Origin of the sequence: Pseudomonas sp. MF4836 (assembly GCF_002018875.1) — a bacterium.
In the GTDB taxonomy this organism is placed as follows: domain Bacteria; phylum Pseudomonadota; class Gammaproteobacteria; order Pseudomonadales; family Pseudomonadaceae; genus Aquipseudomonas.
Genome location: NZ_MVOL01000005.1, coordinates 231,540 through 258,246, shown reverse-complemented (window position 1 = coordinate 258,246; position 26,707 = coordinate 231,540). Strand labels below are relative to the sequence as shown.

Below are 26,707 nucleotides of genomic sequence, written 5' to 3'. Positions count from 1 at the left end.
TGTCAAAGGCATCAGGCTACCTCACACAGGGCCGAGGGATCGATGGAAAGTGCCAGGCGCTGGCCGTCGGCATGCAGGTCGGCCGCCGAACGGTTGAGCACATCGACCACCAATTCCACGCCCCGGGCTTCCACGCGATAGCGAATCACATTGCCCAGCAGGCTGTGGCTGCGCACCAGGGCGTCAGGCTCGCCGCTGCGGCTGAGTTCAATGGCCTCCGGGCGAATCGCGATGCGTCCGCTGATCGTCCGTTGCAGCAAGCGGCTCGCGCTCTCAGCGTCCAGCAGGTTGTAGTTGCCGATAAACCCGGCGGCGAATGCATCCACTGGCGCGGTGTAGAGGGTCTCGGCGTCGCCGCTCTGGACGATCCGCCCCTGGTTCATCAGGAAGATCCGGTCGGACATGGTCAGGGCTTCTTCCTGGTCATGGGTCACGAAAATCGTGGTCAGGCCCAGCTCGCGCTGGATCTGCCGGATCTGCTCGCGCAGGTGCTTGCGGATCCGCGCATCCAGGGCCGACAGCGGCTCATCGAGCAGCAGCAGGCGCGGGCGGGTCACCAGGGAGCGGGCCAGGGCCACGCGCTGACATTGGCCGCCGGACAACTGATGGGGGTAGCGCCCGGCAAACTCATTGAGTTCGACCAATTGCAGGGCTTCGAGCACGCGCTTGTGGCTGTCGTCGGTGTTGACCTTCTGCATCCGCAGGCCAAAGGCGACGTTCTGTTCCACGGTCATGTTGGGGAACAGCGCGTAGCTCTGGAACACCATGCCGATTCCGCGTTTCTGCGGGCTCAGCGGCACGATGTCCTGGCCTTCGAGAAGGATTTTGCCGGCGTCCACCGGGGTCAACCCGGCGATGCAGCGCAGCAGGGTGGATTTGCCGCAGCCGGAGGGGCCGAGCAGGGTGACGAACTCGCCCTTGGCGATTTCGCAATTGATGTCGCTGAACACCGGCGTGGCGGCGGCGCCTTTTTGGCCGTAACTTTTTTGCAGATGCTGGACGCTGACATAGCTCATTGGCTTTTGTCCTTGTTCAAAGTGTTGGCGGCCCAGGTCAGGACCAGGACAAAGAGGAAGTACGAGATCACCAGCGCACTGGTGAAGTGGCCACTGCTGTTGCGCATGTTGTTGAGGTAGACCTGCAGGGTTTCATAGCGGGTGCCGACCAGGATGTTGGCGAACACAAACTCGCCGAACAGGAACGAGAACGACAGCAGCAACGCCACCATCAAGCCTTTGCGCAGGTTCGGCAGCACCACCAGGATCGCCGCCTGCCAGGTACTGGCGCCCAGCAATTGGGCCGCATCCATGAGGTCGCGCAGGTTGATTGCCTGCAGGTTGTTGGTGATCGCCCGGTACATGAACGGCAAGGCAACGGTGAAGTAGCAGCCGATCAGGATCCACGGCGTGCCGACCATGGCGAAGGGGCCTGAACCGTACAGCTGCAACAGGCCGACCGACGACACCACCGGCGGCACCGCGAAGGGCAGCAGGATCAGGATATTCATCAGCGCGTCGAGCTTGGGGAAGTGGTAATGCACGACAAACAGCAACGGCAGGATCAGCACCACCGACAGGATCAAGGCGCCGACGCAGACCAGCAGTGACTGGCCGAATGCGCTCAGAAAACGCGGATCGCTCCACAGCTGCACGAACCACTTGAAGGTGAAACCACTGGGCAGGATGGTCGCCGACCAGCTGCTGGCAAGGGAGTAGATCAGGGTCCCGGCCAGGGGCAGCAACAGGATCACGAACAGCAGGTAGACCACTACCCGGTGGTAGAGGTGGGCGGAGCCTTGTTCAGCGCGAGACATGGTAGCTCCTCTTCAGCAGCAACTGATGAACGATGGTCACCAGGGTCATCAGCGCTACCAGCACCATGGCCAGGGCGCTGGCCATGTTCGGGTCCAGGGAAATATCCCCCGACACCATCGCCGCGATGCGGATCGGCAGCACGTTGAAGTTACCGGTGGTCAGGGCAAATACCGTGGCGTAGGCGCCCAGGGCATTGGCCAGGAGGATGACGAACGTGCCGAGCAGGGCCGGGGTCAGCACGGGCAAGCCGATGTGGCGCCAGAACTGCCAGCCATTGGCCCCGAGCAGGGAAGCCGACTCGCGCCAGTCTTCGCGCAGGGCATCGAACGCCGGGTACAGCAGCAGGACGCCGAGGGGAATCTGGAAGTAGGTGTAGAGAATGATCAGCCCGGTCTTGGAGTACAGGTTGAAGTCTTGAATGATCCCCGACTGCTTGAGCATCAGGGTGATGGTGCCGTTGAAGCCCAGCAGGATGATGAACGCGAAGGCCAGGGGCACGCCGGAAAAGTTGCTGGTCATGTTGGCGAAGGCGTTCACGAAGTTGCGCAATCTGGAATCCACGCGACGCAGCGAGTAGCTGCCGAGCACCGCGATGACGATGCCGAATGTGCTGGACCAGAACGCCAGCTCCAGGCTGTACTGGATCGATTGCAGGTAAAACTTGGAGTTGAAGATCTTGCTGAAGTTGGCCAGGCCCCAGCCGAACTCTTCCGATCGCAGGCTGTTGATCATGACCCAGATCAGCGGCGCGATCTGGAACACGATGAAGAACAGGGCGAAAGGCACCAGGCACAGGATCGCCAGCCATTTACCACGGGTGACTGAATTCACTTCAACAGCTCCCGGCATGCAGGTTTGTCGTGGGGGACGCCGAGCAACTCGCAGACCGTGCCGCACAATTGGGTCTGCGTGGGCGCGGCGTCAGGGTTGAAACTGAACGCATCACCGATCACGAACAGCGGCACTTCGCGCTCTTCGGGCAACAGGCCATTGTGCGAACGGTCGTTGTTCATGCCGTGGTCGGCGGTCACCAGCACCTGGTAACCGGCGTCGAGCCAGCCTTGCAGGTAGTCGGCCAGGATGATGTCGGCCGAGCGTGCGCTGTTGCGGTACTGCGCGGTGTCGAAGCCGTGCTTGTGCCCGGCATCGTCGATGTTCATCGGGTGCACCAGCAGGAAGTTCGGCGCGTGGCGCAAGCGCAGGTGCTCGGCGTCGGCGAACAGGTGCGAGTCCGGGTAGTGATCATTCCAGTAGAAGTGCCCCTGTTGGATGGGCAGCTCCGGGTTGTCGGTATGCCGATCACGGGCCGCGACAAAGGGCGTCCGGTTATACAGCTCGCTGACCCAGTGATAGGCCGCCGCGGCGGTACTGAGCCCGGCATCCCGGGCGTAATGGAAGATGCTGCGTTGGGTCGATAGCCGCGAGACATTGTTGTGCACAATGCCGCTGTCGATCGGCGGTACCCCGCTGAGGATGCATTCATAGAGCGGGCGAGACAGGGCGGGCAGTTCGCATTCGAGCTGGTACAGCGCTGCGCGCCCTGCACCGCAGTAAGCCTGAAGGTGGCCCATGGCATCTCGGGCGACCTGGTAATTCAGGCCGTCGAGCACCACCAGGATGACGTTGTGCTTCATGGGTTGCAGGACTCCGGATCAGATACAGCGTTGAACCGCCAGGAGCCGGCAACCCGGCCCCAGGGGATTACAGCCTTACTGCATGTTGATGATCACTTCTTCCTGCCACTTCTGCGGCAGACCTTTGGAGGTCTTTTCCCAGGCATCGGGGTCCTTGATCGGCGTGACGTGTTTGTACTGATCGTTAGGCAGCAGGTTGGCCTGGACCTCGGCCGGCAGAGTCAGGTGTTCGGCACGGATCGGCCGGGCGTTGCCCCGTGCCAGGTTGGTCTGGCCGGCGTCGCTGAAGATGTATTCGCGTGCCAGTTTGGCGGCGTTCGGGTGCTTGGCGTATTTGTTGATGATGGTGGTGTAGCCGGAGATCACCGAACCGTCCGAAGGGATCATCACGATGTAGTCGTCCTTGTTGACCATCTTGTTGCGATAGCTCAAGCCGTTGAAGTCCCAGACCACGCCGACTTCGACCTCACCCTTTTCCATGGTGGCGATGGTCGGGTTGGCCAGGGACAGGCGTCCCTGCTTGGCGATTTCGGCGAACAGCAGCAAGGCCGGCTGGATGTTCTTTTCATCGCCGCCCTTGGCGATGGCGGCGGCCAATACACCGTTGGCGGCTTGCGCGGCGGTGCTGACGTCACCGATGGAAACCTTGTACTTGCCTTTCTCTAGGTCGGCCCAGCTTTTCGGCGCTTCGGACCCGTGCAGCAATTTCTTGTTGATGATGAAGGCAATGGTGCCGGTATAGGCCAGGGCCCAGTTGCCGTCCTTGTCCTTGGCCCAATCCGGGACCTGGGCCCAAGTGCTTGGCTTGTAAGGCTGAACCACGCCCTGCTTGACCGAGATCGGGCCGAAGGCGGCACCGACGTCGCCGATGTCGGCGCTGGCATTGTCTTTTTCGGCCGCGAACTTGGCGATTTCCTGGGCCGAGCTCATGTCGGTATCGATGTGCTTGAGGCCATAGAGTTTGGCCAGGTCGTCCCAGGTGCCTTTCCAGTTGGCCCAGTCATCGGGCATGCCGACGCTGTTGACCGCACCTTCCGCTTTCGCAGCGGCTTCCAGGGTTTTCAAATCGGTATCAGCCGCCATGGCTGCGGTGCACATGGCAATGGTCGAGCCTAACAGTGATGCCAGGAAAAGCTGTTTCATCCGAAGCTCCTTTGGGCGTGTTCAACGCTGCGTTTTTATCGACGTTTGCGGTTGGGTTGGTCTAGGTCAGCAATACCTGAGCCAATTTAGGCGTGCTGGATGACACTTTGATGTCGGCATCAGTCCTGCAAGGTTTTTGATGGCCGCAGGTTGGGCGCCGCGAGATAAGCGTAGACCATGGCTAAACAGCTGAAATGAAAGGACTTGGCGAAGTAATTGCAGGTGTCTGCAACAGCCGTTCGGCGGCTTTGTCATCTGTCAGTCATATGTATTGCCTAGGCTTTGGGCGACTTGCAGAGGCCTTGTTTGCCAGGCTGGCTGCCCTGTAACAGTGCTGGTCTAGTCCAGATAGGTAACGTTGATGCGCATCGATGCAACAAAAGCGGTAACCGCCATTGGCCAGGTCCTGCAGGAACAGATCGACCATGGCCTGCTGGCGGCAGGCAGCAAGCTGCCGGCCGAGCGCAAACTCAGTGAGTTGTTCGGCACCACCCGTATCACGGTGCGTGAGGCGTTGTTGCAGCTGGAAGCCCAGGGCCAGATTTATCGCGAGGAGCGCCGCGGCTGGTTTGTCTCGCCGCCACGGCTGGCTTACAACCTGATGCAGCGCAGCCACTTCCACGCCATGGTCAGTGCCCAGGGACGGGTACCTTCCACCGAGGTCATCTCCGCACGCTTGCAGCCGGCGTCGGCGGCGGTCTGTGCCTGGCTGCAACTGCCGGCGTTATCCAGCGTGATCCAGATCTGCCGAGCGCGACGCATTGATGAGCGGCTGGTGCTGTATGTCGAGCACTACCTGAACCCGCAGTACTTTCCGAAGATCCTCGATCTTGACCTGAACCAGTCGATCACCGAACTCTACGCCCGGCACTACGACCTGCATTACGGGCGGGTGCGCTTCGAGATCGTGCCGACCTCGTTGCAGGTGGAGGCGGCGGCGGCCTTGCGGGTGTCGGTGGGCAGCCCCGGATTGCGCATTGCCCGGGTCAACTACGACCAGCACGAGCGGCTGATCGATTGTGATCTGGAGTTCTGGCGCCATGATGCGATCCATGTCGGGGTCGACGTGGCCTGATACCGGCCACTGGCCAAGTGATCGGCGTGCAGGAGGGAGGGGCTTACTCTTTTTCTGCACCACCGGCGCCGGTGATCACCTGGATACTCATGCGTGGGGTCGCCAGATCCAGGCCTGCGGCGTCGAGGTGGCGCTTGAGCGACAGGTTGAAGGCCCGTGACACTTCCCATTGCTTGATCGGCGCGGTCTTGAAGCGTGCGCGCAGCACCGCGCTGCCGGATTCAAAGCTCTCTACACCCTGGATCTCCAGGGGCGACCAGATATTGCGCCGTTGCAGTGGGTCGGAACGCATCTTCTGGCCGACATCGCGCATCAGCTTGATGGCGTCATCAATCTCCATGTTGTAGGGGATGGCCACGCGGAAAATCGCGTAGCCGAACTCCCGGGAGTAGTTTTTGATGCTCTTGATTTCACTGAACGGGATGGTGTGCACGATGCCGTCGATGTCCCGCAGGCGCACGGTACGGATGGTCAGGCCCTCGACGGTGCCGAGGTGGCCGCCGACGTCGACGTAGTCATCGATAGCCAGGGAGTCTTCGATGATGATGAACAGGCCGGTGATCAGGTCGGCCACCAGGGACTGCGCCCCGAAACCGATCGCCAGGCCGATCACACCGGCACCGGCCAGCAGCGGCGTGACGTTCATACCCATGTTGGCCAGGGCGACGATGGTGGCAATGATGAAGATGGCCACGAACAGCACGTTGCGGATCAGCGGCATCATGGTCTGCGCGCGGGCATTGGCCAGGCCTTTGCGCGAGCGGGTCAGGGCGTGATGCACGGCGGTGTCGCTGAGGATCCAGATCAGCCAGGCGAAGATCAGCGTGCCGGCGAGGCTGAACAGTTTGACGCTGACTTCGTGGCCCTCGCCTTCGGTGAAGCGGATCAGCGACATGCCCCAGACCCGTAATCCCAACTCGATAAACGCCAGCCAGACCAGCAGGTGGGCGAGGGTGTAGCAGAAGCTTTTCAGGCGTTCGGAATACAGCGCATGGCGCTTGTGTCCGCGCAGGGGCTTGAGCGAGTGGCGTCGCACCAGGCCGTTGATCACCATGCACAGTACCAGCAGCACGGTGCAGATCAGCGATTGACGCAGGGCGGTGCTGGTGTCGCCGGCGGAAACGAAGGTGGCGAACAGCGAGATGCCTACCAGCAGCAGCGCTGGCAAGTACCAGAACGTGCCAATGATTTCGATGGTATCGCTCAGCGCACGGCGGGTCAGGCGCCGCGACAGTGGCTGGTTACGGATCAGGTGGGCGATCGGGCGGCGAAAGCGCAGGATGAACACTGCCGTGGAAAGCGCCGCCATCACATTGGCGAGCGTGGCGGCGGTGTGCGCCAGGTGGCTGCCCAGGCTGGCCACCAGGCGCGGGTCGCTGAGGGCTTCGCCAAAGGCGGCAAAACTGCCGATCAACCACAGCGGGCGGAATGCCTGACGGCGCAGAATGTAGAGCGCGCGGTGACGATGCGGGCCGTCAAGCACCGAAAACGCCACCACGCAGATCGCCGAAAAGAAGGTGCCGACCACCAGCGCATACGCCAGGACCATGGCCAGGTCCTTGCCCAGGGAGGAAGGCAGGGCGTAGCTCATGTACACCGTGATCAACAGCGCGATCAGCCAGGGGCCGAGCTTGCGCAGGGCAAAGCGCAGCATGTCCCAGGTCTTGGGGTGTTGCGGCAGTTCCTCGGTCAGGCCAAAGCGCAGGCGGACCCGGTGGCTGATCCAGATCAGCGCGGCGGCCAGAAGGCTCCAGAGCATCAGGATCATGGCAAAGGCAAAGATGATCGGCAGCCATTCGCTGGCGGGCAGCATCAGCGCCGAGAGTTCGTCCTTGGCCTGGTCGAATTCTGCGGACCAGCGGTTGATCGGGCTGTCGGCACCGGAGAACTGTTTTTCCAGGCTCGCCAGGGTGCCGCCTATCAGGCCGAGCACGCCTTCCTCGCTGATCGGCTGAGCCTTTTTCGTGGTGTCGCGCAGCTTTTTCAGATCGGCCAGCAGCTTCGCCCGTTGCTGGTCGTTTTCCAGTGACTTGATCACTTCATCCAGGGATTGCCCCAGTGGCTGGTCGGCCTGGGCCTGGGTCTTGCTCGAGTTATTGAGCAGCCCCGGCAGGCCGACCGCCTGGGCAGCTGTCAGCGGCAGCAGGGTCAGCAGGCAGACAAGCAGGCAGTAGGGCAGGCGGAACAGACGAGCGAACACTGGGCGGGCAACCTCGGACAATAGCGGATCGACCGAGTGTACGAGGCAGTCCGGGCCAATGCGAGCTTGGCGGGCTGATTTATTCGGCGAGTTTGGCGAGGATCTTGTAGACCACTGTGCCGAGAATCAGCAGCATGCCCACCCACATGGTGAACACCCCGGCGTTTTTGTCGCGGAAGTTGAAGCCGATGGCCAGCAGGATCATCCCGGTCAGGATCGGAATGAGCATGGAGTGAAACGACGACATCGAGATCATGGCGACTGCCTTGTCAGAGAGAGTACTAATAAGTCTAGGTCGCTTTACTGTGACCCGGATTGATGTGTATCAGAAACAAACCTGTAGCCGCTGCCGAAGGCTGCGCTGGTCCAATAAAACTGACACTTCCACTGCGCCCATTTCGGCCCGCGTAGCCTAGTGCCTCGGCAGCGGCTACAGGATTATGGCAACTCGCGGCTGGCGTAAAACGCGCTCAGCACTTTTACCAGATGCGCCAGGTCGTGGCTGCCGCACAGTTCACGAATCGAGTGCATGGCGAACGTCGGCAAGCCGATGTCCACGGTACGCACGCCCAGGTGGCTGGCGGTAATCGGGCCGATGGTCGAACCACATCCCATGTCGCTGCGCACCACAAAGCTCTGCACCGGCACTTCTTCGGCCATGCACAGGTGGCGGAAGAAGCCGGCGGTTTCGCTGTTGGTGGCGTAGCGCTGGTTGCTGTTGACCTTGATCACCGGGCCAGCGTTGAGTTTCGGGCCATGGTTGGCATCGTGCTTGTCGGCATAGTTGGGGTGCACGCCGTGTGCATTGTCCGCAGAGATCAGCAGCGATTTCTGAATGGTGCGTACGAACTCATCACCTTCCGGCAGCAGTCGGCGCAGGGTCTGCTCCAGCATTGGTCCATCGGCACCGCAGGCCGAGCAGGAACCGACTTCTTCGTGGTCGTTGCACACCAGTACGCAGGTTTCATCGGTCTCGGCGGTCAGCAGGGCTTGCAGGCCCGCATAGCAGGACAACAGGTTGTCCAGGCGCGCGCCGGCGATAAAGTCGCCATGCAGGCCGATGATCGCCGCGCTCTGGGTGTCGTAGAAGCTCAGCTCGTAGTCGAGGACCACGTCGGCGTTCAAACCATGCTCGCGGGCCAGCTGATCGGTGAGCACGGCACGGAAATCCACGCGCTCGTCACCGGCAAATTGGGCCAGGATCGGCGGCAATTCGGTTTGGGCATTGATCGCCCAACCCTGGTTGGCCTCACGGTTGAGGTGAATGGCCAGGTTGGGAATGATCGCGATCGGCGCCTTGAAGTCGATCAGTTGGCTTTCAACCTTGCCATCACGACGGAAGGTGACGCGCCCGGCCAGCGACAGGTCGCGGTCGAACCACGGCGCCAGCAGCGCGCCGCCATAGACTTCGACACCCAGCTGCCAGAAGCCCTGGCGCTGCAACTCCGGCTGCGGCTTGACCCGCAGGCACGGGCTGTCGGTATGGGCGCCGACCAGGCGAATCCCGCCCTGCAGCGGCGAATGCCGGCCCAGCTTGAACGCGACAATCGAGGAGTCATTGCGAGTGACGTAATAGCGACCATTGGCTTCGGTGGTCCACGGCTCGCGCTCGTCGAGACGTTGAAAACCTGCCGCTTCCAGGCGCTGGACAAGGCTGGCGGTGGCATGGAAAGGGGTAGGGGAGGCCTTGAGGAAATCGATCAGGCCTTGGTTCAACTCTTCGCGCATAAGTAGCTCCAGACAGCAGTGGCGCGAGTTTAACGTATTGGCCCAAGGCATTGCAGGGACAACGCGGCGATTGTTGTCCGCTTGCCCCCGCGGCTCAGCCAACCACCAGTTGGCCGCTGAGATAGACGTCGCGCCGTTGCTTGCGCCCCACGTGCTCGTGTTTGCTGGGCTGGTAGAACGCGTGGAATTTCTCTGATGAGACGTTTTGTTGCTGGCCCACATACTCATCGACCAGGCGATCGTAATCGGCTTCGGTAATCAGTTTGTAGATTTCCCGCCGATAGAAAAAACCCAGTTGAAAGCCCAGGGTTTCGCTGTGGTGTTGGGCAGGCCTGGCAAAGCAGTTTTCGAAGTCGATGACTTTGAGTTCAGCGTCGACAGTAGGCGGCAGCATGATATTGCCGGCCCAGAAATCCATGTGGATGATTTCTTTCTGGGTCAGGGAACCCAGCAGGGCGAAGGCGTCGCGCACGAACTGCTCGACCCTCTCAGGGTGCTTTTGCAGCCACTCCACGCCGTTTATATGGTCTTCCAGCAGGTGGGTGATGATGAAGTATTCGTGGGTCAGCCCCAGGCGACCCTTGGTGTAGCCATAACCCTGCAGTGGAGGCATGTTGACCCCGCGACTCTGGGCTTCCTGAGTGTTGATCAACTCTTCCAGGGGCCAGTCGAAACGCCCGTTGCGTTGTGGCTTGCCCAGGGTCACGCGGACTTTCGCCTTGAAACTGTCCAGGGGCTGGACTTTGGCGAACAGTGAAGTATCGGTGGTACTCAGGGGGGCACTGGCACGGGTCTGCTTTTTTTCGTGGCGATGTTTGATGAGTTTTTTGAGCGCTTGAGCGACCTTGCTGGAGGGTTTCTCACGAAGATGCAAGGTAGTGTTCAGAAAGGAAAACGTGAAAGGGTAATCAATGTGAAGATTCATACTGCTGAGCACGCTGGCATCCCGCCTTTATTTCTTCAATTTTGGATCCGAAACTTTTCACATTATTTCACAAAAAATTCACATTTAAGTTACATTTTTTTTGAGTTCTTTCACTACAAGGTGTTTCAAAAAAGCCCCTGGGATGAGGGGCTTTTTTGAGACGGGCGCTCACTCCGGCAAGCATCAGAACGGCGCCGGGCACTCGAAGCGCAAGCGCTCGCCGCTTTGCGGGTGAGTGAAGCTGAGCATGGTGGCGTGCAGGCACAGCCGTGGCCAGGCGGCCAGGGCTTGTGGGTGCGCATACAGGCCGTCGCCAAGCAGGGGGTGGCCGATGGACAGCATGTGCACGCGCAGCTGGTGCGAGCGCCCGGTGATCGGTGTCAGCTCTACCCGGCACCAGTCGCCGCAACGTTCCAGCACGCGCCAGAAGGTCAGGGCGTTCTTGCCAAATTCGTGATCGACCACATGGCGTGGTTTGGTCGGCGGGTCGTAGCGCAGGGGCAGGTCGATGCTGCCGCTGTCCAGTTCCGGCTGGCCCCAGCAGAGTGCGGTGTAGGCTTTTTCCGTTTCGCGGTCATGAAACTGGCGCGAGAGTTCGCGATGGGTGTCGGGGTCGCGAGCCAGCAGGATGATGCCGGAGGTTTCCCAGTCCAGGCGGTGGACGATTCGCGCTTCGGGGTAGCCGTTTTCCTGCAGGCGGGTAATCAGGCAGTCCTTGTTGTCATCGGCCCGGCCGGGCACGGAGAGCAGCAGGGTGGGCTTGTTCACCACCAGTACGGCGGCGTCCTGATGGATGATGCGGATATTCGACAGCGGCATTAAAACAGCCTCGTAACAAACGCCAACGGCGGCTCGGAAGCCTGATGCAGTGCACCAGGTCCCGAGCCGCCGTGGCTCCAGCGGGATCGATCAGCGATCCGGCAGGGTGATATTGAGTTCCAGAATCGAGCAGCTACCCTGGTTTTCCAGGGCGACGTGCACATCATCGGACCCGATATTTACGTACTTGCGGATCACTTCCACCAGCTCCTTCTGCAAGGCCGGCAAGTAATCGGGGGTGCTGCGCTGGCCGCGTTCATGCGCCACGATAATCTGCAGACGCTCTTTCGCTACCGACGCGGTACTTACCTTTTTATTGGCACGAAAGAAGTCAAAAAGATTCATTATCTACCTCCAAACAGGCGCTCGAAGAATCCCTTCTTCTCGACATCAAGGAACCGATGTTCCACGGTTTTGCCCAGCAAACGATCGACGGCATCGCTGTACGCCTGACCGGCGTCGCTCTGGTCGTCGAGAATGACCGGCACGCCCTGGTTGGAGGCCTTGAGCACCGCTTGAGATTCCGGAATGACACCCAGCAGGGTCACGGCGAGGATTTCCTTGACGTCTTCGACGCCAAGCATTTCGCCGTTACTGACGCGCTCGGGGTTGTAGCGGGTCAGCAGCAAATGTTCCTTGATCGGGTCTTCGCCTTTTTCGGCGCGGCGCGATTTGCTGGCCAGCAGGCCCAGCATGCGATCGGAGTCACGTACCGAAGACACTTCAGGGTTGGTCACGACAATCGCTTCGTCGGCGAAGTACATGGCCAGGTGAGCGCCTTTCTCGATACCGGCAGGGGAGTCGCAAACCACGAACTCGAAGGTTTCCTTGAGTTCCATCAGGACTTTTTCCACGCCTTCGACGGTCAGCGCGTCTTTGTCGCGAGTCTGGCTGGCGGCCAGTACGTAGAGGTTTTCCAGGCGCTTGTCTTTGATCAGGGCTTGCTGCAGGTTAGCTTCGCCGTTGACCACATTGACGAAGTCGTACACCACGCGGCGTTCGCAGCCCATGATCAGGTCGAGGTTACGCAGGCCGACGTCGAAGTCGACGATGACTGTTTTGTGGCCGCGCAGAGCGAGGCCGGTACCGATAGCGGCGCTGGTGGTGGTCTTACCCACACCACCCTTGCCGGATGTAACCACGAGAATCTTGGCCAAGGTGTTTCACCCCTAAGGAAAAAGGACTTTTAGCCCCTGAAAAACATCTCTTGAAAACTACTTCAGTCGGACAGCCTGGGCTGGAGTTCGGTCAGCAGCAGGATTTACCCTCGGTAAACACCGCCTATTGCCAATTTCCCACTTCGTTTGAGCCGTTTTCGCTACGTTTTAGAGATGCTTGGAAAATGCGGCAGTATCCGTTAAAGACGAGTGATGTTCAACACGTCACCCGACAGGCTGACCTGCACGCCCGCACCCCATAACGGATCACGTCGCAAGTCTTCGGAAACCTTGTACTGGCCAGCGATGGAGACCAGTTCAGCGCTCAACTGCTGACAGAAAATCCTGGCCTTGGTATCACCCTTGACGCCCGCCAGTGCGCGACCGCGCATGGGGCCGTATACATGGATGTTGCCATCGGCCAGAAGTTCCGCGCCCGGGCTGACCGAGGACACCACTACCAGATCGCCACCCTGGGCATAGATCTGCTGCCCGCCACGTACTGGCGAAGTGATGATGCGAGTCGGCTTGATGGTCGGTTCCGGCGGTTTTTCCGGTTTTTTGCGCAGCTCGTTTTCCTGCGGGTCGAGCGGCCGTTCGCGGGCGCCGGAGGGCGGCAGCACCGGCAGGTCGACGGCAATGGCCGCGGCAATGTCTTCGATGCGATTGGCGCGGATCGCCAGGGTACGCAGGCCATGCTGGCGACATACGCGCATCAGGCTCGGCAGATCGACTGCACCTTCGCTGGCCGGCAGTTTGTCCAGGGCCAGCACCAGCGGGGCGTTGCTGAAGAAGTTCGGGGCCTGTGCCACCTTCGCGGCCAATTGGCGATCGAGGCCTTCAAGGTCGTTGCGGGCCAGTTCCAGCACCGTGATGGCGAGCATGCTGCCCTTTAACTGGAACACAGGATCTTGGTCTAGCGATTCGGTTTGGCTCATGGTCGGCATAAAGCGGCTTGTCACTAAAAGTGCCGAGACTTATAACGAGAACGCCCGCGAGCCGCAAGCCGGGTCGAACCGATGTAGAATGCGCGGCCTTGTTGTCTGTCCGGAATCTGTAATGGATCGCCCGCGTTTTCGAGCTGCATTTTTATCCCCGCGTTTCTGGCCGCTGTGGCTGGGCCTGGGCCTGTTGTGGCTGGTGGTCCAGCTGCCTTATCCCTTTATAGTCTGCCTGGGCCGTGTTTTGGGGGCGCTGATGTATCGGGTGGCCGGCGACCGGCGGCGGATTGCCAAGCGCAACCTGGAGCTGTGTTTCCCCGAGAAGTCAGTGGCCGAGCGCAAGCGTTTGCTCAAGGAAAACTTCGCCTCCACCGGTATCGCCTTCTTTGAGATGGCCATGAGTTGGTGGTGGTCCAAGCCGCGCCTGGCACGTCTGGCCCACGTCGAAGGGCTGGAGCATCTGAAGCAGGCGCAGCGTGAGGGCAAGGGCGTGATTCTCATGGCTCTGCACTTCACCACCCTGGAAATCGGCGCCGCTCTGCTCGGCCAGCAGCACACCATCGACGGTATGTACCGCGAGCATAAAAACCCGCTGTTCGACTTTATCCAGCGTCGCGGTCGCGAGCGGCATAACCTGGATTCCCTGGCGGTTGAGCGCGAGGACGTGCGCGGCATGCTCAAGCTGCTGCGTGCGGGCCGGGCGATCTGGTATGCACCTGATCAGGACTACGGCGCCAAGCAGAGCATTTTCGTGCCGTTCTTCGGGATTCAGGCCGCCACTGTGACCGCCACCAGCAAGTTCGCCCGCCTGGGCCGAGCGCTGGTCGTGCCCTTCACCCAGCAACGCCTGGCCGATGGCAGCGGCTACCGGTTGGTGATCCACCCACCGCTCAGCGACTTCCCCGGTGAAACCGAAGAGGCCGACTGCCTGCGCATCAACCAGTGGGTCGAAGCCGCCTTGCGTGAATGCCCGGAGCAATACCTCTGGGCCCACCGGCGTTTCAAGAGCCGGCCGCCGGGTGAGCCCAAGCTCTACGCCAAACGCGGTTGAGTTGATTTCTTTCAGGCCCCCTTGAACGCCATGGACGGAGTGTTGCGATGAGCCCAGTTGAACCGGTCACAGGTCTGATTCTGTCTGGCGGTGGTGCCCGTGCGGCTTATCAGGTGGGGGTGCTGGCGGCGATTGCCGAGTTGCTGCCGGCGGGCGCCGCCAACCCCTTTCCGGTGATCGTCGGCACCTCGGCTGGCGCGATCAATGCGGTCAGCCTGGCCAGCGGTGCCATGGATTTTACTGCGGCCATCCAGCGTCTGACGGCGTTCTGGCAGAACTTTCGCAGCCACCAGGTGATGCGCAGCGACTGGCCCGGCGTGATCAGCCAGGCCAGTCGGTTTGTCGGCCATAGCCTGCTGGGCCTCGGTGCCCAGGTTCCCGTGGCATTGATCAACAGCTCGCCATTGCGCGACTTGCTCAATGATCAGTTGCACCTGTCGGGTATCCAGGAAGCCATCGAGCAAAACCAGTTGCACGCGGTGGCGGTGACGGCATTCGGCTACGAGTCGGGGCAGGCAGTGACCTTCTATCAGGGCGGCGGGGTGATTGATGCCTGGTTGCGCCATCGTCGTGTCGGCGTGCCTACGCGGATCACGGTGGAGCATTTGCTGGCCAGCTCGGCGATTCCGTTGCTGTTTGCGCCGGTCAAGATCGACCAGGAGTTTTTTGGCGACGGCGCCGTACGCCAGTCGGCCCCCATCAGCCCGGCGTTGCACCTGGGCGCACGGCGGGTGCTGGTGGTGGGCGTCAGCGGCAACCCGCGAGGCTCGGATGCTGCCGGGCCGCGCTCCTACACCGGGCAGCAGCCGACCCTGGCGCAGATCGGCGGGCACATGCTCAACAGCACCTTTATTGACAGTCTTGAAAGCGATATCGAACTGTTGCAACGGCTCAATCAGTTCGGCCGCCTGTTACCTCCGGAGTTCGTGGGCAATGGCCTGGGTGTGGCGCCGGTCGAGGTGCTGGTAATTGCCCCGAGCCAGCCGATCGACGAGATCGCCGCCCGTCACCGCCAGGAATTGCCGGCGCCTCTGAGGGTGTTCTTGCGTGGCCCGGGGGCCACCAAGACCAGCGGCGCCGGGGTGCTCAGCTATCTGTTGTTCGAGTCCGGATATTGCAGCGAACTGATCGAGCTGGGACGCAAGGACGCCTTGGCCAAGCGCGAGGAGTTGTCGCGCTTTCTCGGGTTGGCGGCCGCCTCTCCCGCGGGGTTGGCAGGAGAGGCAAACCCAGTCACTGGGGCGGGTAATCCCGGATGAACTGGCGGATCACGCTGGCAAAATTCTCATCGGCGGTAAACCCCAGGCTACGGGCGTAGCGGGCACTGAACTCTCCGGGCCATGAGCCGACAATCCGCTCGATGCTGGCATCCGGACGCAGCTCAATGCGTTGCGCCACCTCGTCGCCCGAGACCTCGCGCAAGGCGCCGATCATCTGCTCCACCGTCTGCGACAGGCCGGGCATGTTGATCACCCGGCCTTCAGTCAGGCGCTGCGCCGCCAGCTCATGGCCATGAATCAGGTTGGCAATGGCCTGGGCTGGCGACATCAGCCACAGTCGGGTCCTCAAAGGCACCGGGCAGACGCTGGCCAGGCCATTGAGCGGTTCGCGGATGATGCCGCTGGCAAAGCTTGACGCTGCCAGGTTCGGCTTGCCCGGGCGCACGACGATGGTCGGCATGCGCAGGCTGCGGCCATCGACGAAGCCGCGGCGACTGTAGTCGGCCAGCAGCAGGTCATTCATGGCTTTCTGGGTGCCGTAGGAACTTTGCGGCGCCCAGACCTGATCGTCGTCGACGACCTGGGGCAGTTGCCCGCCGAACACCGCCACCGAGCTGGTCATGACCCACTTCGGGCAGGTGCCCAATTGCCGCGCCCGCTCCAGCAGGCCCTGGGTGGCGCTGAAGTTGACGCGCATGCCCAGCTCGAAATCGCTTTCGGCCTGGCTCGAAACCACGGCCGCCAAATGGAAAATACTGTCGGTATCGGCGTCGATCAGGTTGGCCAGCACCTGTTCATCGGTGATGTCTCCGCCTTTGACCAGGACCCGAGGGTCCGTGATGCCTTGCACAGGTTCGCGGTCGAACGCGGTGATGCGGGTGATGGGCTGCAACTGGCCGTGCCGATCAGCGAGCGAGCCGAGTTGCAGCAGGGCTTCGATCAGGCGCCGTCCGAGAAAGCCGGCCGCGCCGGTGACGAGAATATTCATGAGTGACTCCAACTATCAGCGATTGACGAGTTTTCCGGGAATTCTGAAGACCAGCAGGGCACCGATGAACAACGCGCTGGCCATGACGTACATGCCGATCGTGGTGCTGTGGGTCAGGTCCTTGAGAAAGCCCATGAGGTAGGGCGAGACAAAGCCCGCGAGGTTGCCCCAGGAGTTGATCAGGGCGATGCCGGCTGCGGCAGCCGTGCCGCCGAGGAAGGCCGTCGGCAAACTCCAGAACAGTGGCAGCGTGCTGAAGGCACCCATGGCGCCCAGGGTCAGGCCGATCATCGACACCGTGAAATTGTCGCTCCAGGTCGCGGAGATCATCAGCCCGACACCACCCAGCACGGCGGTCAACGCCAGGTGCCAGCGACGTTCACGCAGGCGGTCGGCGCTGCGCGAGATCAGGACCATGGTCAGCGCCGCAGCGGCATAGGGAATCGCGGTGAGCATGCCGACTTCGAACACATCGCTGACGCCCGCCTGGCGAATCAGCGACGGCAGCCAGAAACCCACGGTGTAGAAGCCGGCGATCATGCAGAAGTAGATCGCGGTCAGCAGCCAGATCCGCGGTTGGCGGAATACCTGGCGGACGCTGTGCACCTGATGGCCATCGGTCTCGGCTTCGATCCGGGTTTGCAGCAGGGTTTTCTGTTCGCGGGTCAGCCAGCGGGCATCGGCGATGCGGTCGCTGAGGCAGTAGATCACCAGGCCACCGACCAGGATCGACGGCAGCCCTTCGAGAAAGAACATCCATTGCCAGCCCGCGTAGCCATGCAAGCCGTTGAGGGCGGTCATGATCCAGCCGGACAAGGGCGCGCCGATCAGCCCCGAGAGCGGCACGGCGGTGGCGAACAGGGCGTACATCTTGCCGCGACGGCTGGAGGGGAACCAGTACGAGAGGTAGAGAATCACCCCTGGGTAAAACCCGGCCTCGGCGATGCCCAGCAAAAAGCGCATCACGTAGAACGAGGTCGGCGTGGTGACGAAGGCCATGCACGAGGAAATGATGCCCCAGCTGATCATGATGCGGGCGATCCACAGGCGGGCGCCGACCCGGTGCAGGATCAGGTTGCTGGGAATTTCCACGAGGAAGTAGGCAATGAAGAAGATCCCGGCCCCAAGGCCATAGACCGCTTCGGAGAATTGCAGGTCTTGCGACATCTGCAACTTGGCAAAACCGACGTTGACCCGGTCCAGGTAGGCCACCAGGTAACACAGCAACAGCAGGGGCAGGATGCGCCAGGCAACTTTGCGGTAGGCCACATCCTCGAGGGAGGCAGTGGGTGAGCGGGCAGCAGTTTGCGTCAGTGATTCAGGCATGTCTTTACCCATCCTAGTTTCTTGTTTTGGGTGATTTTGTTTTTATCGGACTCGCTGAGGTGTCTTAGATATCATAATACATCATACGAATTCAATGGTCGGCGACCGGACGCGACGGCTTAACGGAAATCCAGTACCGTTAGCCCATTTGAATACAGAGATACCCATGTCCAAGCCTGATAACTCTTCCCGCGTCGACTCCCTGGCGTCGCTCAAGGACTCGGCCAAGGGCACGCTGGCGGATCAGGTGACGGCCGCGCTCAAGGCGCATATCGCCAGCGGCGAGGCGCTGCCGGGCTCGCGCCTGCCGACTGAACCGGTGTTGTCCGAGCGTTTTGGTGTCAGCCGTACCGTGATTCGCGAGGCGATCTCGCGCCTGAAATCAGCCGGCCTGGTGGAGGTGCGCCAGGGCAGCGGCACGGTGGTCAGCGAGGGGGCCCATATCAAGGCCTTCACCATTGACCTGGATGTGCGCGGCTCGATCGAGGCGGTGCTGCGGGTCACCGAGTTGCGGCGCGGCATCGAAGGCGAGGCGGCAGCGTTGGCGGCGCAGCGGCATACCCCGGAACAGTTGCAGGCCATCCATCAGGCCTTGCTGGCCATCGATGCGGCCGAGCAGGCGGGCCTTGATGGAGTGGAGCAGGACCTGGCCTTTCACTTTTCGATTTCCCAGGCCACGGGCAACCCGCTGTATCCCTCGTTGCATGAATTCATTGCGCAGTTCATCAAGGAGGCGATCCGCATCACGCGCTCCAATGAAGAGCGGCGGCGGGATCTGGCGAGTACGGTGCGTACCGAGCATTTCGCCGTATATGCGGCCATTGCCGCAAGGGATGTGGAAGGCGCGCGGCAGGCGGCTCTGACCCATATCCATAACGCGGTCGAACGCCTGAAAAACGCCGATCCGGCCTTTTGGCAGAGCCCGGGATCGCGCAGTTCCTGAGCACCGGCTCGACGCGGCTTGCCTCAGGCACCGAGGCAAGCCGCACCATCCACGACCTTAGAAGTGGTACTTGACCAGCAGGCTGGCGGTGTCCTGGTTGGTTTCGAAGTTGCGCGAATCCTCGATCCCGTATTTGTTTTTCCAGTAGTCGTACTCGACACCGACGTACAACTGCTTCTCACCCCAGTTCAGCGCCTTGCCCAGGTCGTACTTGATCTGCGGGTTGAAGTGCAGGTTGGCGTGGTAGGTGCCACGGGCGTTTTTGTCGTTGTCCACCACCCAGTCCATGAAGCCGTCGATCAGGATGTTCGAGTCGCCCACTGGAATGGTGTAGGACCACACCGGCGTGATCTGCCAGACGTTGTCGCCCGGGCGGCTGCCTTCGGTGTGGCGCTGGTAGAAGTTGAGCTGGAAGTAGTCGAAGCCGGGGATCGCCAGGTCGAAGCCCGGGCCGATCAGGTATGACTCGTTATCGCCTTCACCAAACTCGTAAGTCAGTGCCAGCAGCACGTCCTTGATCGGGCCGAACTCCAGTTTCTGGTCGAATATCTTGCCGAACGACAGGCGTGGGCTGAACTCACCGTAGTACGTATCCGGGCCGACGTTGCCGTCTTCCTTGCCGTTGTAAAAGATGCGGTCGAGGAAGAAGAAGTTGTCGCCGTATTTCCAGCCATCGGCGTGTTCGAAAGTGACGGTCTGCTGGATTTGTGGATTGACTTCGAAGTTCTTGCCGTACAAGTAAGTCAGGCTGTTGTTTTGCCATTGCAACAGGTCGCCGGCCATGGCCTGGCCCCCGGCCAGCAAGGATCCTGCAAGCATCAGGCGTGTGCACGTATGTTTCATTCGGTTGCTCCCAAAGTTAAGTGGTCCGACGTTTTTTCAAATGGGCGCTCTGGTGTGGCGCCTTTTTAATTGCAGTAAAAGTCATCCATTCGGTCAGCTTTATTGCTGATAGCAAGAGCTGAGCCAATGCGCTTAAAAAGCAAAAAAACTCCCGCTCGGCTGTAGCGAAACAGTCGATTGAGAGTGGATTCGGCTTGAATTCAATGCGCCTTGATACTGTCCAGGGCCTGGGTAAGTTGGCTTTCTGGTCAGGTTTTAGATCCGGGCTTTTTTTTTCACCGGATATGCGCGGTCGCGGAGAATACTGGCTCCCGTGACCTGGCTCAAGTGCCCCGCAACAGCGCACTTGAAACAACTTTGGGGCATGTTTGGCCTGGCTTTGGACTGGGGTACGCAAAGAGGGGGAGTCCTCACGTGGCCAATGCCGGGCATTTTGCGGCCCAGGCGCTGGCACAGCCCTCCAGGGCTGGTTGATGGCCACCGACGGTTCGGTGCTCGTCAGGCAGCGAGAGTGTGGAGCGCGCATCCTGTGGCCTCTGTTGTTTTTATTGTCAGGGCGTAGGGGGCCGGCGCCAGCCCCCGGGTGTCGACCGGGGTGGGCGTGCGGTGCAGCAGGTGAGCGGGGCGAGGCGTTGCTCGCCCGATTGGCGATCAGTGCGGGTGGGCGTGTCGGGCATTTTCGGCGGCGCGCTCATGGCCGCCGAGGATGTTGAACAACAGGTTCAGCGTCAGGGCGCTCAAGGTCGCCATGGCGATCCCGCTGTGGGTGATCGGGCTCATCCACTGCGGCAGGTGGGCGAAGAACTCCGGACGTACCACCGGGATCAGGCCCATGCCGATACTCACCGCCACCAGCAACTGGTTACGGCGATCGGCGATGTCGGCCTCCTGGAGAATCTTGATGCCGGTGGCCGCCACCATGCCGAACATGGCGATGGCCGCACCGCCGAGCACCGCGGCTGGAATCGACGCCACCAGGAATGCCGCCTTGGGCAGCAGGCTGAGGACGATCAGCAAGCCGCCGGCGACGATGGTCACCGAACGGCAGCGCACGCCGGTCATTTGCACCAGGCCGATATTCTGGGCGAACGAGGAGTGGGTGAAGGTGTTGAAGAAACCGGCAAAAAATGACGCGCCGGCATCGCACAGCAAGCCACGGCGCAGCATGCGGGGTGTGACCTCTTGGCCGGTGATCTTGCCCAAGGCCAGAAACATCCCAGTGGATTCGACAAAAATGATCACCACCACCAGGCACATCGAAAGAATCGGTGCGAGGTGGAACTGCGGCATGCCGAAATGCAGCGGCGTGACGATCTGCAGCCAGGGCGCCTCGGCCATGCCGCTGAGATCGACCATGCCGATCAGCCCGCACAGCACGTAGCCCAGGCCCATGCCGATCAGCACCGAGATATTGACCCAGAAGCCGCGCATGAACCGGTGAATCAGCAAGATGCTGCCCAGGACCAGGGCGGCGATAGCCAGGTAGATGGGGGAGCCGAACTGAGCGGCGTTGCTGCCGCCCCCGGCCCAGTTCACGGCCACCGGAAACAGCGACAGGCCAATGGAGGTAATGACCGTACCGGTGACCAGGGGTGGGAAAAAACGCACCACCTTGGACATGAACGGCGCGATGAGCATGCCGAAGAAGCCGGCGGCGATAGTGGCACCGAAGATCCCCTGCATGCCGATACCGGGCATGCCGGCCATGGCTACCATGCTGCCGACGGCGGCGAAGCTGGCGCCCATCATCACCGGCATGCGGATGCCCATGGGGCCGATGCCGAGGGATTGAACAACAGTGGCAATGCCGGCCACCAGCAGGTCGGCATTGATCAGGAAGGCGATTTCTTCACGACTCAGGCCTGCGGCCTGTCCGATGATCAGCGGCACCGCAATCGCACCTCCGTACATCAGCAATACATGCTGCAAGCCAACCAGGATCAGTTGCAGCAGCGGCAGGCGCTGAATCGCAGGCGCGTCGGGGATGCGCGGTTCGGATAACTCGGACATGCAACACCTCAGGTCTTTTTTATTCTTGTGATTTAGCGGCTGTGTGGTTGCCCACAGCCTTGTGCAACAAAGGCTGCGGTACCGTTTCCGGTAGCGCAGCCTTTCTCGGCATTACTTAGTTGGTCTGTGCCCCCTGGTTGATCCAGGCACCGATCAGGTCACGTTCCTGCTGGGTCATCTGAGTGATATTGCCCAGGGGCATGATCTGCGTGGTGATGGCCTGGGCCTGGATGCGTGCGGCCTGTTGGCGAATCTGCTCCGGTGTATCGAACATCACCCCGGCTGGCGCGGCACTGAACAGCGGGCTGGTGGGCTTGGCTGAATGGCAGACTGCGCAGCGTTCCTGGATCACGCTGTGCACCTTATCGAACGCGGGCCCGGCGCTGGACGCCTGGGTCGCGGCGGCTGGCGCGGCCGGTACAGCGGGTTTGGCACCACCGCCCAGGGCGGTTTCCGGCAGAGGCTGGTAGTCGATCTGGCCCGCGGCCTTGGCCACCGGTGCGGCGGTGGGGGCGGTCGCCGGGCCGGTGACGTACGCCAGGCAAATCATGCCCAGGGCTGCCACGGGCAGGGTCCAGGCAAACTTGTGGCTGTTGTGGCGGGTGTTGAAGTAGTGACGTACCAGTACTGCCAACACCGCGATCCCGGCCAGGATCAGCCAGTTGTACGAGCTGCCGTAGGTGCTCGGGAAGTGGTTGCTGATCATGATGAACAGCACCGGCAGGGTGAAGTAGTTGTTGTGGCGCGAGCGCAGCAGGCCCTTGGCCGGCAGTGCCGGGTCGGGGGTGCGGTTTTCCGCGATGGCGGCGACCAGTGCGCGCTGGGCCGGCATGATGATGCGGAACACGTTCCCGACCATGATGGTGCCGATGATGGCGCCGACATGCAGGTACGCACCGCGACCGCTGAATACCTTGCTGAAGCCGTAGGCGGCTGCAATCAGCAGCACAAACAGGATCAGGCCGAGCAGGGCTGGGCGCTTGCCCAGGGCCGAGTCGCAGAGGAAGGAGTAGACGAACCAGCCGATGAACAGCGAGCCGATACCGATGGCCACGCCTTCAGGGCCGCTCAGGCCGCTGCCCGGTGCCAGCAGGTACAACGTGGGGTTGGAGTAGAACACCACGCACAGCAGCGCGATCCCCGACATCCAGGTGAAGTAGGCTTCCCATTTGAACCAGTGCAGGTTGTCCGGCATGGTCGGCGGGGCCAGTTTGTATTTTTCCAGGTGGTAGATACCGCCGCCGTGGATCGCCCACAGGTCGCCGGCCAGTCCATCCTTGGGGTTGACGCGGTTGAGGTTGTTTTCCAACCAGACGAAGTAGAACGATGCGCCGATCCAGGCCACGCCGGTGATCATGTGTACCCAACGCACGCTCAGGTTGAGCCATTCCAACAGATGTGCTTCCACAGTCTTTACCTCTCGCCTGTCACCCTTGTTGTCGGGTGATCAGACCTTCTCTTATTGGTGGGGGGCGAGGATCAAACGCTCATCCTCTTTGAAAAAATGCTCATCGCAGTTATTGCCTGTGCCACTGCGATCAACCACCAGGAAGTCATCCCGCTTTTCGATCGTCAGCACCGGATGGTGCCAAACGCCGCGATGGTAATTAATGCCCTGCCTGCCATTACTGACAAAGGCGCGGACCAAGCCCGATACAGGTTCATCGCCAAGTGGCGCGACCACGATCAGAAAGGGGTTGCCGAGCAGCGGGATGAAAGCCTGGCTGCCCAGCGGGTGACGCTCCAGCATGCACACGGTCAGCGGCATGTCCTGCGCGTCGGCGCGGAAGATGCTGATGATCGCGTTGTCTTCCGGCGTAGCGGTTTCGACCGTCGCCAGTTTGTGAAAGCGCATGGTCGAACCGTTGTTGATCATGAAGTGGTCGCTGCCGTCGGTTTCAATCACGTCACCGAAGGGGGCGAAGGCTTCTTTGGTCAGGGGTTCGATCATCAGTGTGCGCATGGCTGTCTCTTATCCGGATTCTGTGTTGTTTGTTCTGCTGTTGTGGGGAGGAGGGAGCACGCTCCCTCTCCGCGGGGCACTGCTTATTTAGCGACCTTGCCCAAAATCCGCAGGCGGCTGACGCCACCGTCCGGGAAGATGTTCAGACGGATATGAGTGATTGGGCCCAGGGCCTTGATCTGCTCGGCGAAGGTGTGTTCGGCGTGCATTTCCAACTTCTGGCTCGGCAGCAGTTCACGCCAGAACAGCGACTGGGTTTCGATCTGGCTGTCGGTGCCGCCTTTGACAAAGGCACCCTGGATCGAGCAGCTGTCCGGGTAGTTGCCCTTGAAGTGCAGGGTATCGACGACGATTTTCTCGACTTCGCCGGCATGGCCGAGGGCGACGATCACCCAGTCGTTGCCAGGGGTACGGCGACGTGCGGTTTCCCAGCCATCGCCCATGTTGATCCCGCGGCCCGGGTTGAGCAGGTTGCTGATACGGCCGAAGTGTTCATCGGAGCATGCCAGGGCGCGGCCACCGTTGAGGGCCGAGGCCAGGTCGACCTGTTCGTTGTCGCCAATCGCCGACCAGTCGCGGAACGGAATGCCGTACACCCGCAGGCGGGCCACGCCACCGTCCGGGTAGATATTGAACCGCAGGTGGCTGAAGGCCTGGTCGTTGCTGATCTCGTGGTAGTGGTGGCTGTTGCCTTGCAGCTCGACGGCCGACAGCACTTCCACCCACTGGGTGTTTTCATTGGGCTCGCCGGAGGCCAGGAAGCAGGCTTCCAGGGAGGCCGAAGGCGGGAAGTTGCCGGTAAAGAATGAAGTGTCAATGTCCACGCCCTTGATCGAACCTGGCACGCCCAGGCGGATCACTGCGCTGTCGTAGCCTTCGAAGCGCTTGCGGCGCGACTCCCAGCCGTCCATCCACTTGCCGTTGTCATCGAAAACGCCCTCCTTCCATACGGCCGGGGTCGGCTGGAACATCCGGTTGGCATCGGCGAACCAGTCATCGGTCACCGAAATGATCTTGGTGCCCAGGCGGGCATCGGCCAGGTTGACGAACTTCTCGAAAGGTACGGCGTAAGCTTTCATTCTTCTTGTCTGCCTTTAATAAAGTGGCTGGGGATGCTTGCAGAGCCCTGGGAAACCGTTGCGTACGTGGTGATTTCTCGGGCTAAGGTCGCTATAGGGTCAGTAAACGGAACAGGGCGATCTTGTTGATCTCCGCCAGCGCGCATTTGAATTCGGTGTCCACCGAGTTGTGGATGCGCGTTTCGAACGCCGCGAGGATCTGATGCCGGTTGCTGCCTTTTACCGCCATGATGAAGGGAAACTTGAACTTGGCCTTGTAGGCATCGTTCAGCTCGGTGAAGCGAGAAAACTCTTCGGCCGTGCATTGGTGAATACCGGCGCCCGCTTGTTCGTTGGTGCTGGCTTCGGTCAGTTGGCCCTGGACGGCGGCACGGCCGGCCAGGTCCGGGTGAGCGTTGATCAGGGCCAGCTGGCTGGCATGATCGGCGCTCAACAGGATGTCGCTCATGCGCTGGTGCAGGGTTTCGATCTCGTCGATCGAAGCGTCCTGGCCCAGGTCGAAGGCCTTTTCGGCCACCCATGGCGAATGTTCGTAGATGTCGGCGAAGGCTTTGACGAATTCGTCACGGCTCAGGGTCGACGGTTTCAAGGTCTGGAACGCAGTCATTTGGCGGCTCCCTGGAAAGGGTGTACGTCATGCCAGTGACGGGCAATGTCTACGCGGCGGGTGAACCACACCTGGTCATGGCTCTTGGCGTACTCGATAAATCGCTTGAGGGCGGCCAGGCGCGCCGGGCGGCCGATCAGGCGGCAGTGCAAGCCGATAGAAAGCATCTTCGGTGCTTGCGCGCCCTCGGCATACAGGACGTCGAAGGCGTCTTTGAGGTACTCGAAAAAGTCATCGCCCTTGTTGAAACCCTGGACCTGGGTGAAGCGCATGTCGTTGGTATCGAGGGTGTAGGGGATCACCAGGTGCGGCTTGCCGGTAGGATTGTTCGGCTCCCAGTACGGCAGGTCATCGTCGTAGGTGTCGCAGTCATAGAGGAAGCCTCCTTCCTCCATCACCAGGCGCCGGGTATTGGGGCCGGTGCGGCCGGTGTACCAGCCCAGTGGGCGTTCACCGGTGATTTCGGTGAGGATGCGGATCGCTTCGAGCATGTGCTCGCGCTCCTGGGCCTCATCCATGTACTGGTAGTCGATCCAGCGGTAGCCATGGCTGCAGATCTCGTGGCCGGCATCGACCATGGCGTGGATCACATCCGGGTGGCGCTGGGCGGCCATGGCCACGGCGAAGATGGTCAGGGGGATGTCGAATTCCTTGAACAGCTTGAGAATCCGCCACACGCCGGCACGGCTGCCATACTCGTACAGCGACTCCATGCTCATGTTGCGTTCGCCCTGCAGCGGTTGTGCCGAAACCATTTCCGAGAGGAAGGCTTCCGACTCTTTATCGCCGTGCAGGATGTTGCGTTCGCCGCCTTCTTCGTAATTGAGCACGAAGGACAGGGCAATCCGGGCATTACCCGGCCAGTGAGGATGAGGTGGGTTGGAGCCGTAACCGATCAGGTCGCGTGGGTAGTCAGCGCTCACTGCAGTCTTCCTTCTTGTGCGTGATAACGGTGGCGTGGCGTGGCCTGAAAAAGAAAAGCCAGGCTGGCGTCACTGCGATGGAGTGATTGTATACAAAACTGTAATCACATTGTAAGCCTGAATTTTTGCATTTTTCATCGGTTACTGGCGCATTGTGATACTGCAAGAAACCTGCCTGACTGGTCAGCTAATCGACAATAAACCTTCTATTCCCATGGTGTGCCCGCCGGACGGTGGTTAAACGCTTTATGGCTGTCAGGTGACTTAATTTGTGATTTTTATTGTGTACAATTTTTTTGAAAAATGTCTTAATCAGTC

Annotated in this window: 26 protein-coding genes; 4 read left to right on the top strand and 22 right to left on the bottom strand. The window is 60.9% G+C overall.

From position 1 onward, the window contains the following. Positions 1-11: 11 nt before the first annotated feature. The 5 genes from MF4836_RS13825 to MF4836_RS13805 all read right to left on the bottom strand — a co-directional run bounded on the left by MF4836_RS13825 (position 12) and on the right by MF4836_RS13805 (position 4,591). Entirely contained in the window at positions 12-1,016 is a 1,005-nt protein-coding gene (locus tag MF4836_RS13825) for an ABC transporter ATP-binding protein (RefSeq protein ID WP_078470758.1), read from the bottom strand. Beyond that, positions 1,013-1,813, bottom strand: a complete 801-nt coding sequence (locus MF4836_RS13820; RefSeq protein WP_078470757.1) for an ABC transporter permease — start codon at positions 1,811-1,813, stop codon at positions 1,013-1,015. The genes MF4836_RS13825 and MF4836_RS13820 overlap by 4 nt, the downstream gene beginning before the upstream one ends. Further along, positions 1,800-2,663: an ABC transporter permease gene (locus MF4836_RS13815; protein ID WP_178102940.1), complete on the bottom strand. Its 864-nt coding sequence runs from the start codon at positions 2,661-2,663 to the stop codon at positions 1,800-1,802. The genes MF4836_RS13820 and MF4836_RS13815 overlap by 14 nt, the downstream gene beginning before the upstream one ends. Beyond that, entirely contained in the window at positions 2,642-3,448 is an 807-nt protein-coding gene (locus MF4836_RS13810) for an alkaline phosphatase family protein (protein ID WP_078470755.1), read from the bottom strand. The genes MF4836_RS13815 and MF4836_RS13810 overlap by 22 nt, the downstream gene beginning before the upstream one ends. Positions 3,449-3,523: 75 nt before the next feature. Continuing rightward, complete coding sequence (locus MF4836_RS13805) at positions 3,524-4,591, bottom strand: ABC transporter substrate-binding protein (protein WP_078470754.1); 1,068 nt, start codon at positions 4,589-4,591, stop codon at positions 3,524-3,526. Positions 4,592-4,952: 361 nt separating this feature from the next. Here MF4836_RS13805 and MF4836_RS13800 point away from each other — a divergent pair, with 361 nt between their 5' ends. After that, complete coding sequence (locus tag MF4836_RS13800) at positions 4,953-5,666, top strand: UTRA domain-containing protein (RefSeq protein ID WP_020295544.1); 714 nt, start codon at positions 4,953-4,955, stop codon at positions 5,664-5,666. 43 nt (positions 5,667-5,709) lie between these two features. On the opposite strand, the gene MF4836_RS13795 is transcribed toward MF4836_RS13800, so the two are convergent. The 8 genes from MF4836_RS13795 to minC form a co-directional block, all read right to left on the bottom strand. Continuing rightward, on the bottom strand, positions 5,710-7,866 hold the full coding sequence (locus tag MF4836_RS13795; RefSeq protein ID WP_078470753.1) for a mechanosensitive ion channel family protein: 2,157 nt from the start codon (positions 7,864-7,866) through the stop codon (positions 5,710-5,712). A 79-nt stretch (positions 7,867-7,945) separates the two neighbouring features. Continuing rightward, a complete protein-coding gene (locus MF4836_RS35520) occupies positions 7,946-8,122 on the bottom strand; it encodes a hypothetical protein (protein WP_020295542.1) in 177 nt (58 codons plus the stop codon). Positions 8,123-8,304: 182 nt separating this feature from the next. Continuing rightward, entirely contained in the window at positions 8,305-9,594 is a 1,290-nt protein-coding gene (locus MF4836_RS13790) for a M18 family aminopeptidase (protein WP_078470752.1), read from the bottom strand. A 94-nt stretch (positions 9,595-9,688) separates the two neighbouring features. After that, entirely contained in the window at positions 9,689-10,531 is an 843-nt protein-coding gene (locus MF4836_RS13785; RefSeq protein ID WP_078470751.1) for a lipopolysaccharide kinase InaA family protein, read from the bottom strand. Positions 10,532-10,702: 171 nt separating this feature from the next. Next, the gene (locus tag MF4836_RS13780) at positions 10,703-11,338 is read right to left on the bottom strand and encodes an RluA family pseudouridine synthase (RefSeq protein ID WP_078470750.1); all 636 of its coding nucleotides are present in this window, start codon (positions 11,336-11,338) and stop codon (positions 10,703-10,705) included. A 90-nt stretch (positions 11,339-11,428) separates the two neighbouring features. Then, complete coding sequence (minE, locus tag MF4836_RS13775) at positions 11,429-11,683, bottom strand: cell division topological specificity factor MinE (protein ID WP_019693048.1); 255 nt, start codon at positions 11,681-11,683, stop codon at positions 11,429-11,431. Continuing rightward, positions 11,683-12,495 carry a septum site-determining protein MinD gene (gene minD, locus MF4836_RS13770; RefSeq protein ID WP_020295538.1) on the bottom strand — a complete coding sequence of 271 codons (813 nt, stop codon included), beginning with the start codon at positions 12,493-12,495 and terminating at the stop codon, positions 11,683-11,685. The genes minE and minD overlap by 1 nt, the downstream gene beginning before the upstream one ends. Positions 12,496-12,695: 200 nt before the next feature. Beyond that, positions 12,696-13,433 (bottom strand): septum site-determining protein MinC, encoded by a 738-nt coding sequence (gene minC, locus MF4836_RS13765; protein ID WP_043228749.1) that lies wholly within the window; start codon positions 13,431-13,433, stop codon positions 12,696-12,698. 121 nt (positions 13,434-13,554) lie between these two features. Here minC and MF4836_RS13760 point away from each other — a divergent pair, with 121 nt between their 5' ends. Next, positions 13,555-14,487 (top strand): lipid A biosynthesis lauroyl acyltransferase, encoded by a 933-nt coding sequence (locus tag MF4836_RS13760; RefSeq protein WP_078470749.1) that lies wholly within the window; start codon positions 13,555-13,557, stop codon positions 14,485-14,487. Between the two features lie 47 nt (positions 14,488-14,534). Next, entirely contained in the window at positions 14,535-15,746 is a 1,212-nt protein-coding gene (locus tag MF4836_RS13755; RefSeq protein WP_078470748.1) for a patatin-like phospholipase family protein, read from the top strand. On the opposite strand, the gene denD is transcribed toward MF4836_RS13755, so the two are convergent. Beyond that, positions 15,721-16,695: a D-erythronate dehydrogenase gene (denD, locus tag MF4836_RS13750; RefSeq protein WP_078470747.1), complete on the bottom strand. Its 975-nt coding sequence runs from the start codon at positions 16,693-16,695 to the stop codon at positions 15,721-15,723. The genes MF4836_RS13755 and denD overlap by 26 nt on opposite strands. A 15-nt stretch (positions 16,696-16,710) precedes the next feature. After that, positions 16,711-18,021 (bottom strand): MFS transporter, encoded by a 1,311-nt coding sequence (locus tag MF4836_RS13745; protein WP_043228745.1) that lies wholly within the window; start codon positions 18,019-18,021, stop codon positions 16,711-16,713. A 166-nt stretch (positions 18,022-18,187) separates the two neighbouring features. Here MF4836_RS13745 and MF4836_RS13740 point away from each other — a divergent pair, with 166 nt between their 5' ends. Continuing rightward, positions 18,188-18,964, top strand: coding sequence for a FadR/GntR family transcriptional regulator (locus MF4836_RS13740; protein ID WP_238596149.1), 777 nt, complete (start codon positions 18,188-18,190; stop codon positions 18,962-18,964). Between the two features lie 57 nt (positions 18,965-19,021). On the opposite strand, the gene MF4836_RS13735 is transcribed toward MF4836_RS13740, so the two are convergent. From MF4836_RS13735 to puuE, 7 genes are all read right to left on the bottom strand, one after another. Next, positions 19,022-19,807, bottom strand: coding sequence for an outer membrane protein OmpK (locus MF4836_RS13735; RefSeq protein WP_078470746.1), 786 nt, complete (start codon positions 19,805-19,807; stop codon positions 19,022-19,024). 651 nt (positions 19,808-20,458) lie between these two features. Continuing rightward, complete coding sequence (locus tag MF4836_RS13730) at positions 20,459-21,817, bottom strand: nucleobase:cation symporter-2 family protein (RefSeq protein WP_078470745.1); 1,359 nt, start codon at positions 21,815-21,817, stop codon at positions 20,459-20,461. Positions 21,818-21,932: 115 nt separating this feature from the next. Next, positions 21,933-23,225 (bottom strand): urate hydroxylase PuuD, encoded by a 1,293-nt coding sequence (locus MF4836_RS13725; protein WP_078470744.1) that lies wholly within the window; start codon positions 23,223-23,225, stop codon positions 21,933-21,935. Positions 23,226-23,276: 51 nt separating this feature from the next. Continuing rightward, the gene (locus tag MF4836_RS13720; protein WP_020299583.1) at positions 23,277-23,780 is read right to left on the bottom strand and encodes an ureidoglycolate lyase; all 504 of its coding nucleotides are present in this window, start codon (positions 23,778-23,780) and stop codon (positions 23,277-23,279) included. An 83-nt stretch (positions 23,781-23,863) separates the two neighbouring features. Continuing rightward, on the bottom strand, positions 23,864-24,859 hold the full coding sequence (gene alc / locus MF4836_RS13715) for an allantoicase (protein ID WP_020299584.1): 996 nt from the start codon (positions 24,857-24,859) through the stop codon (positions 23,864-23,866). A 91-nt stretch (positions 24,860-24,950) separates the two neighbouring features. Further along, positions 24,951-25,466 (bottom strand): 2-oxo-4-hydroxy-4-carboxy-5-ureidoimidazoline decarboxylase, encoded by a 516-nt coding sequence (gene uraD / locus MF4836_RS13710; RefSeq protein ID WP_078470743.1) that lies wholly within the window; start codon positions 25,464-25,466, stop codon positions 24,951-24,953. Further along, positions 25,463-26,389: an allantoinase PuuE gene (puuE, locus tag MF4836_RS13705; protein ID WP_078470742.1), complete on the bottom strand. Its 927-nt coding sequence runs from the start codon at positions 26,387-26,389 to the stop codon at positions 25,463-25,465. The genes uraD and puuE overlap by 4 nt, the downstream gene beginning before the upstream one ends. Positions 26,390-26,707: the final 318 nt, after the last annotated feature.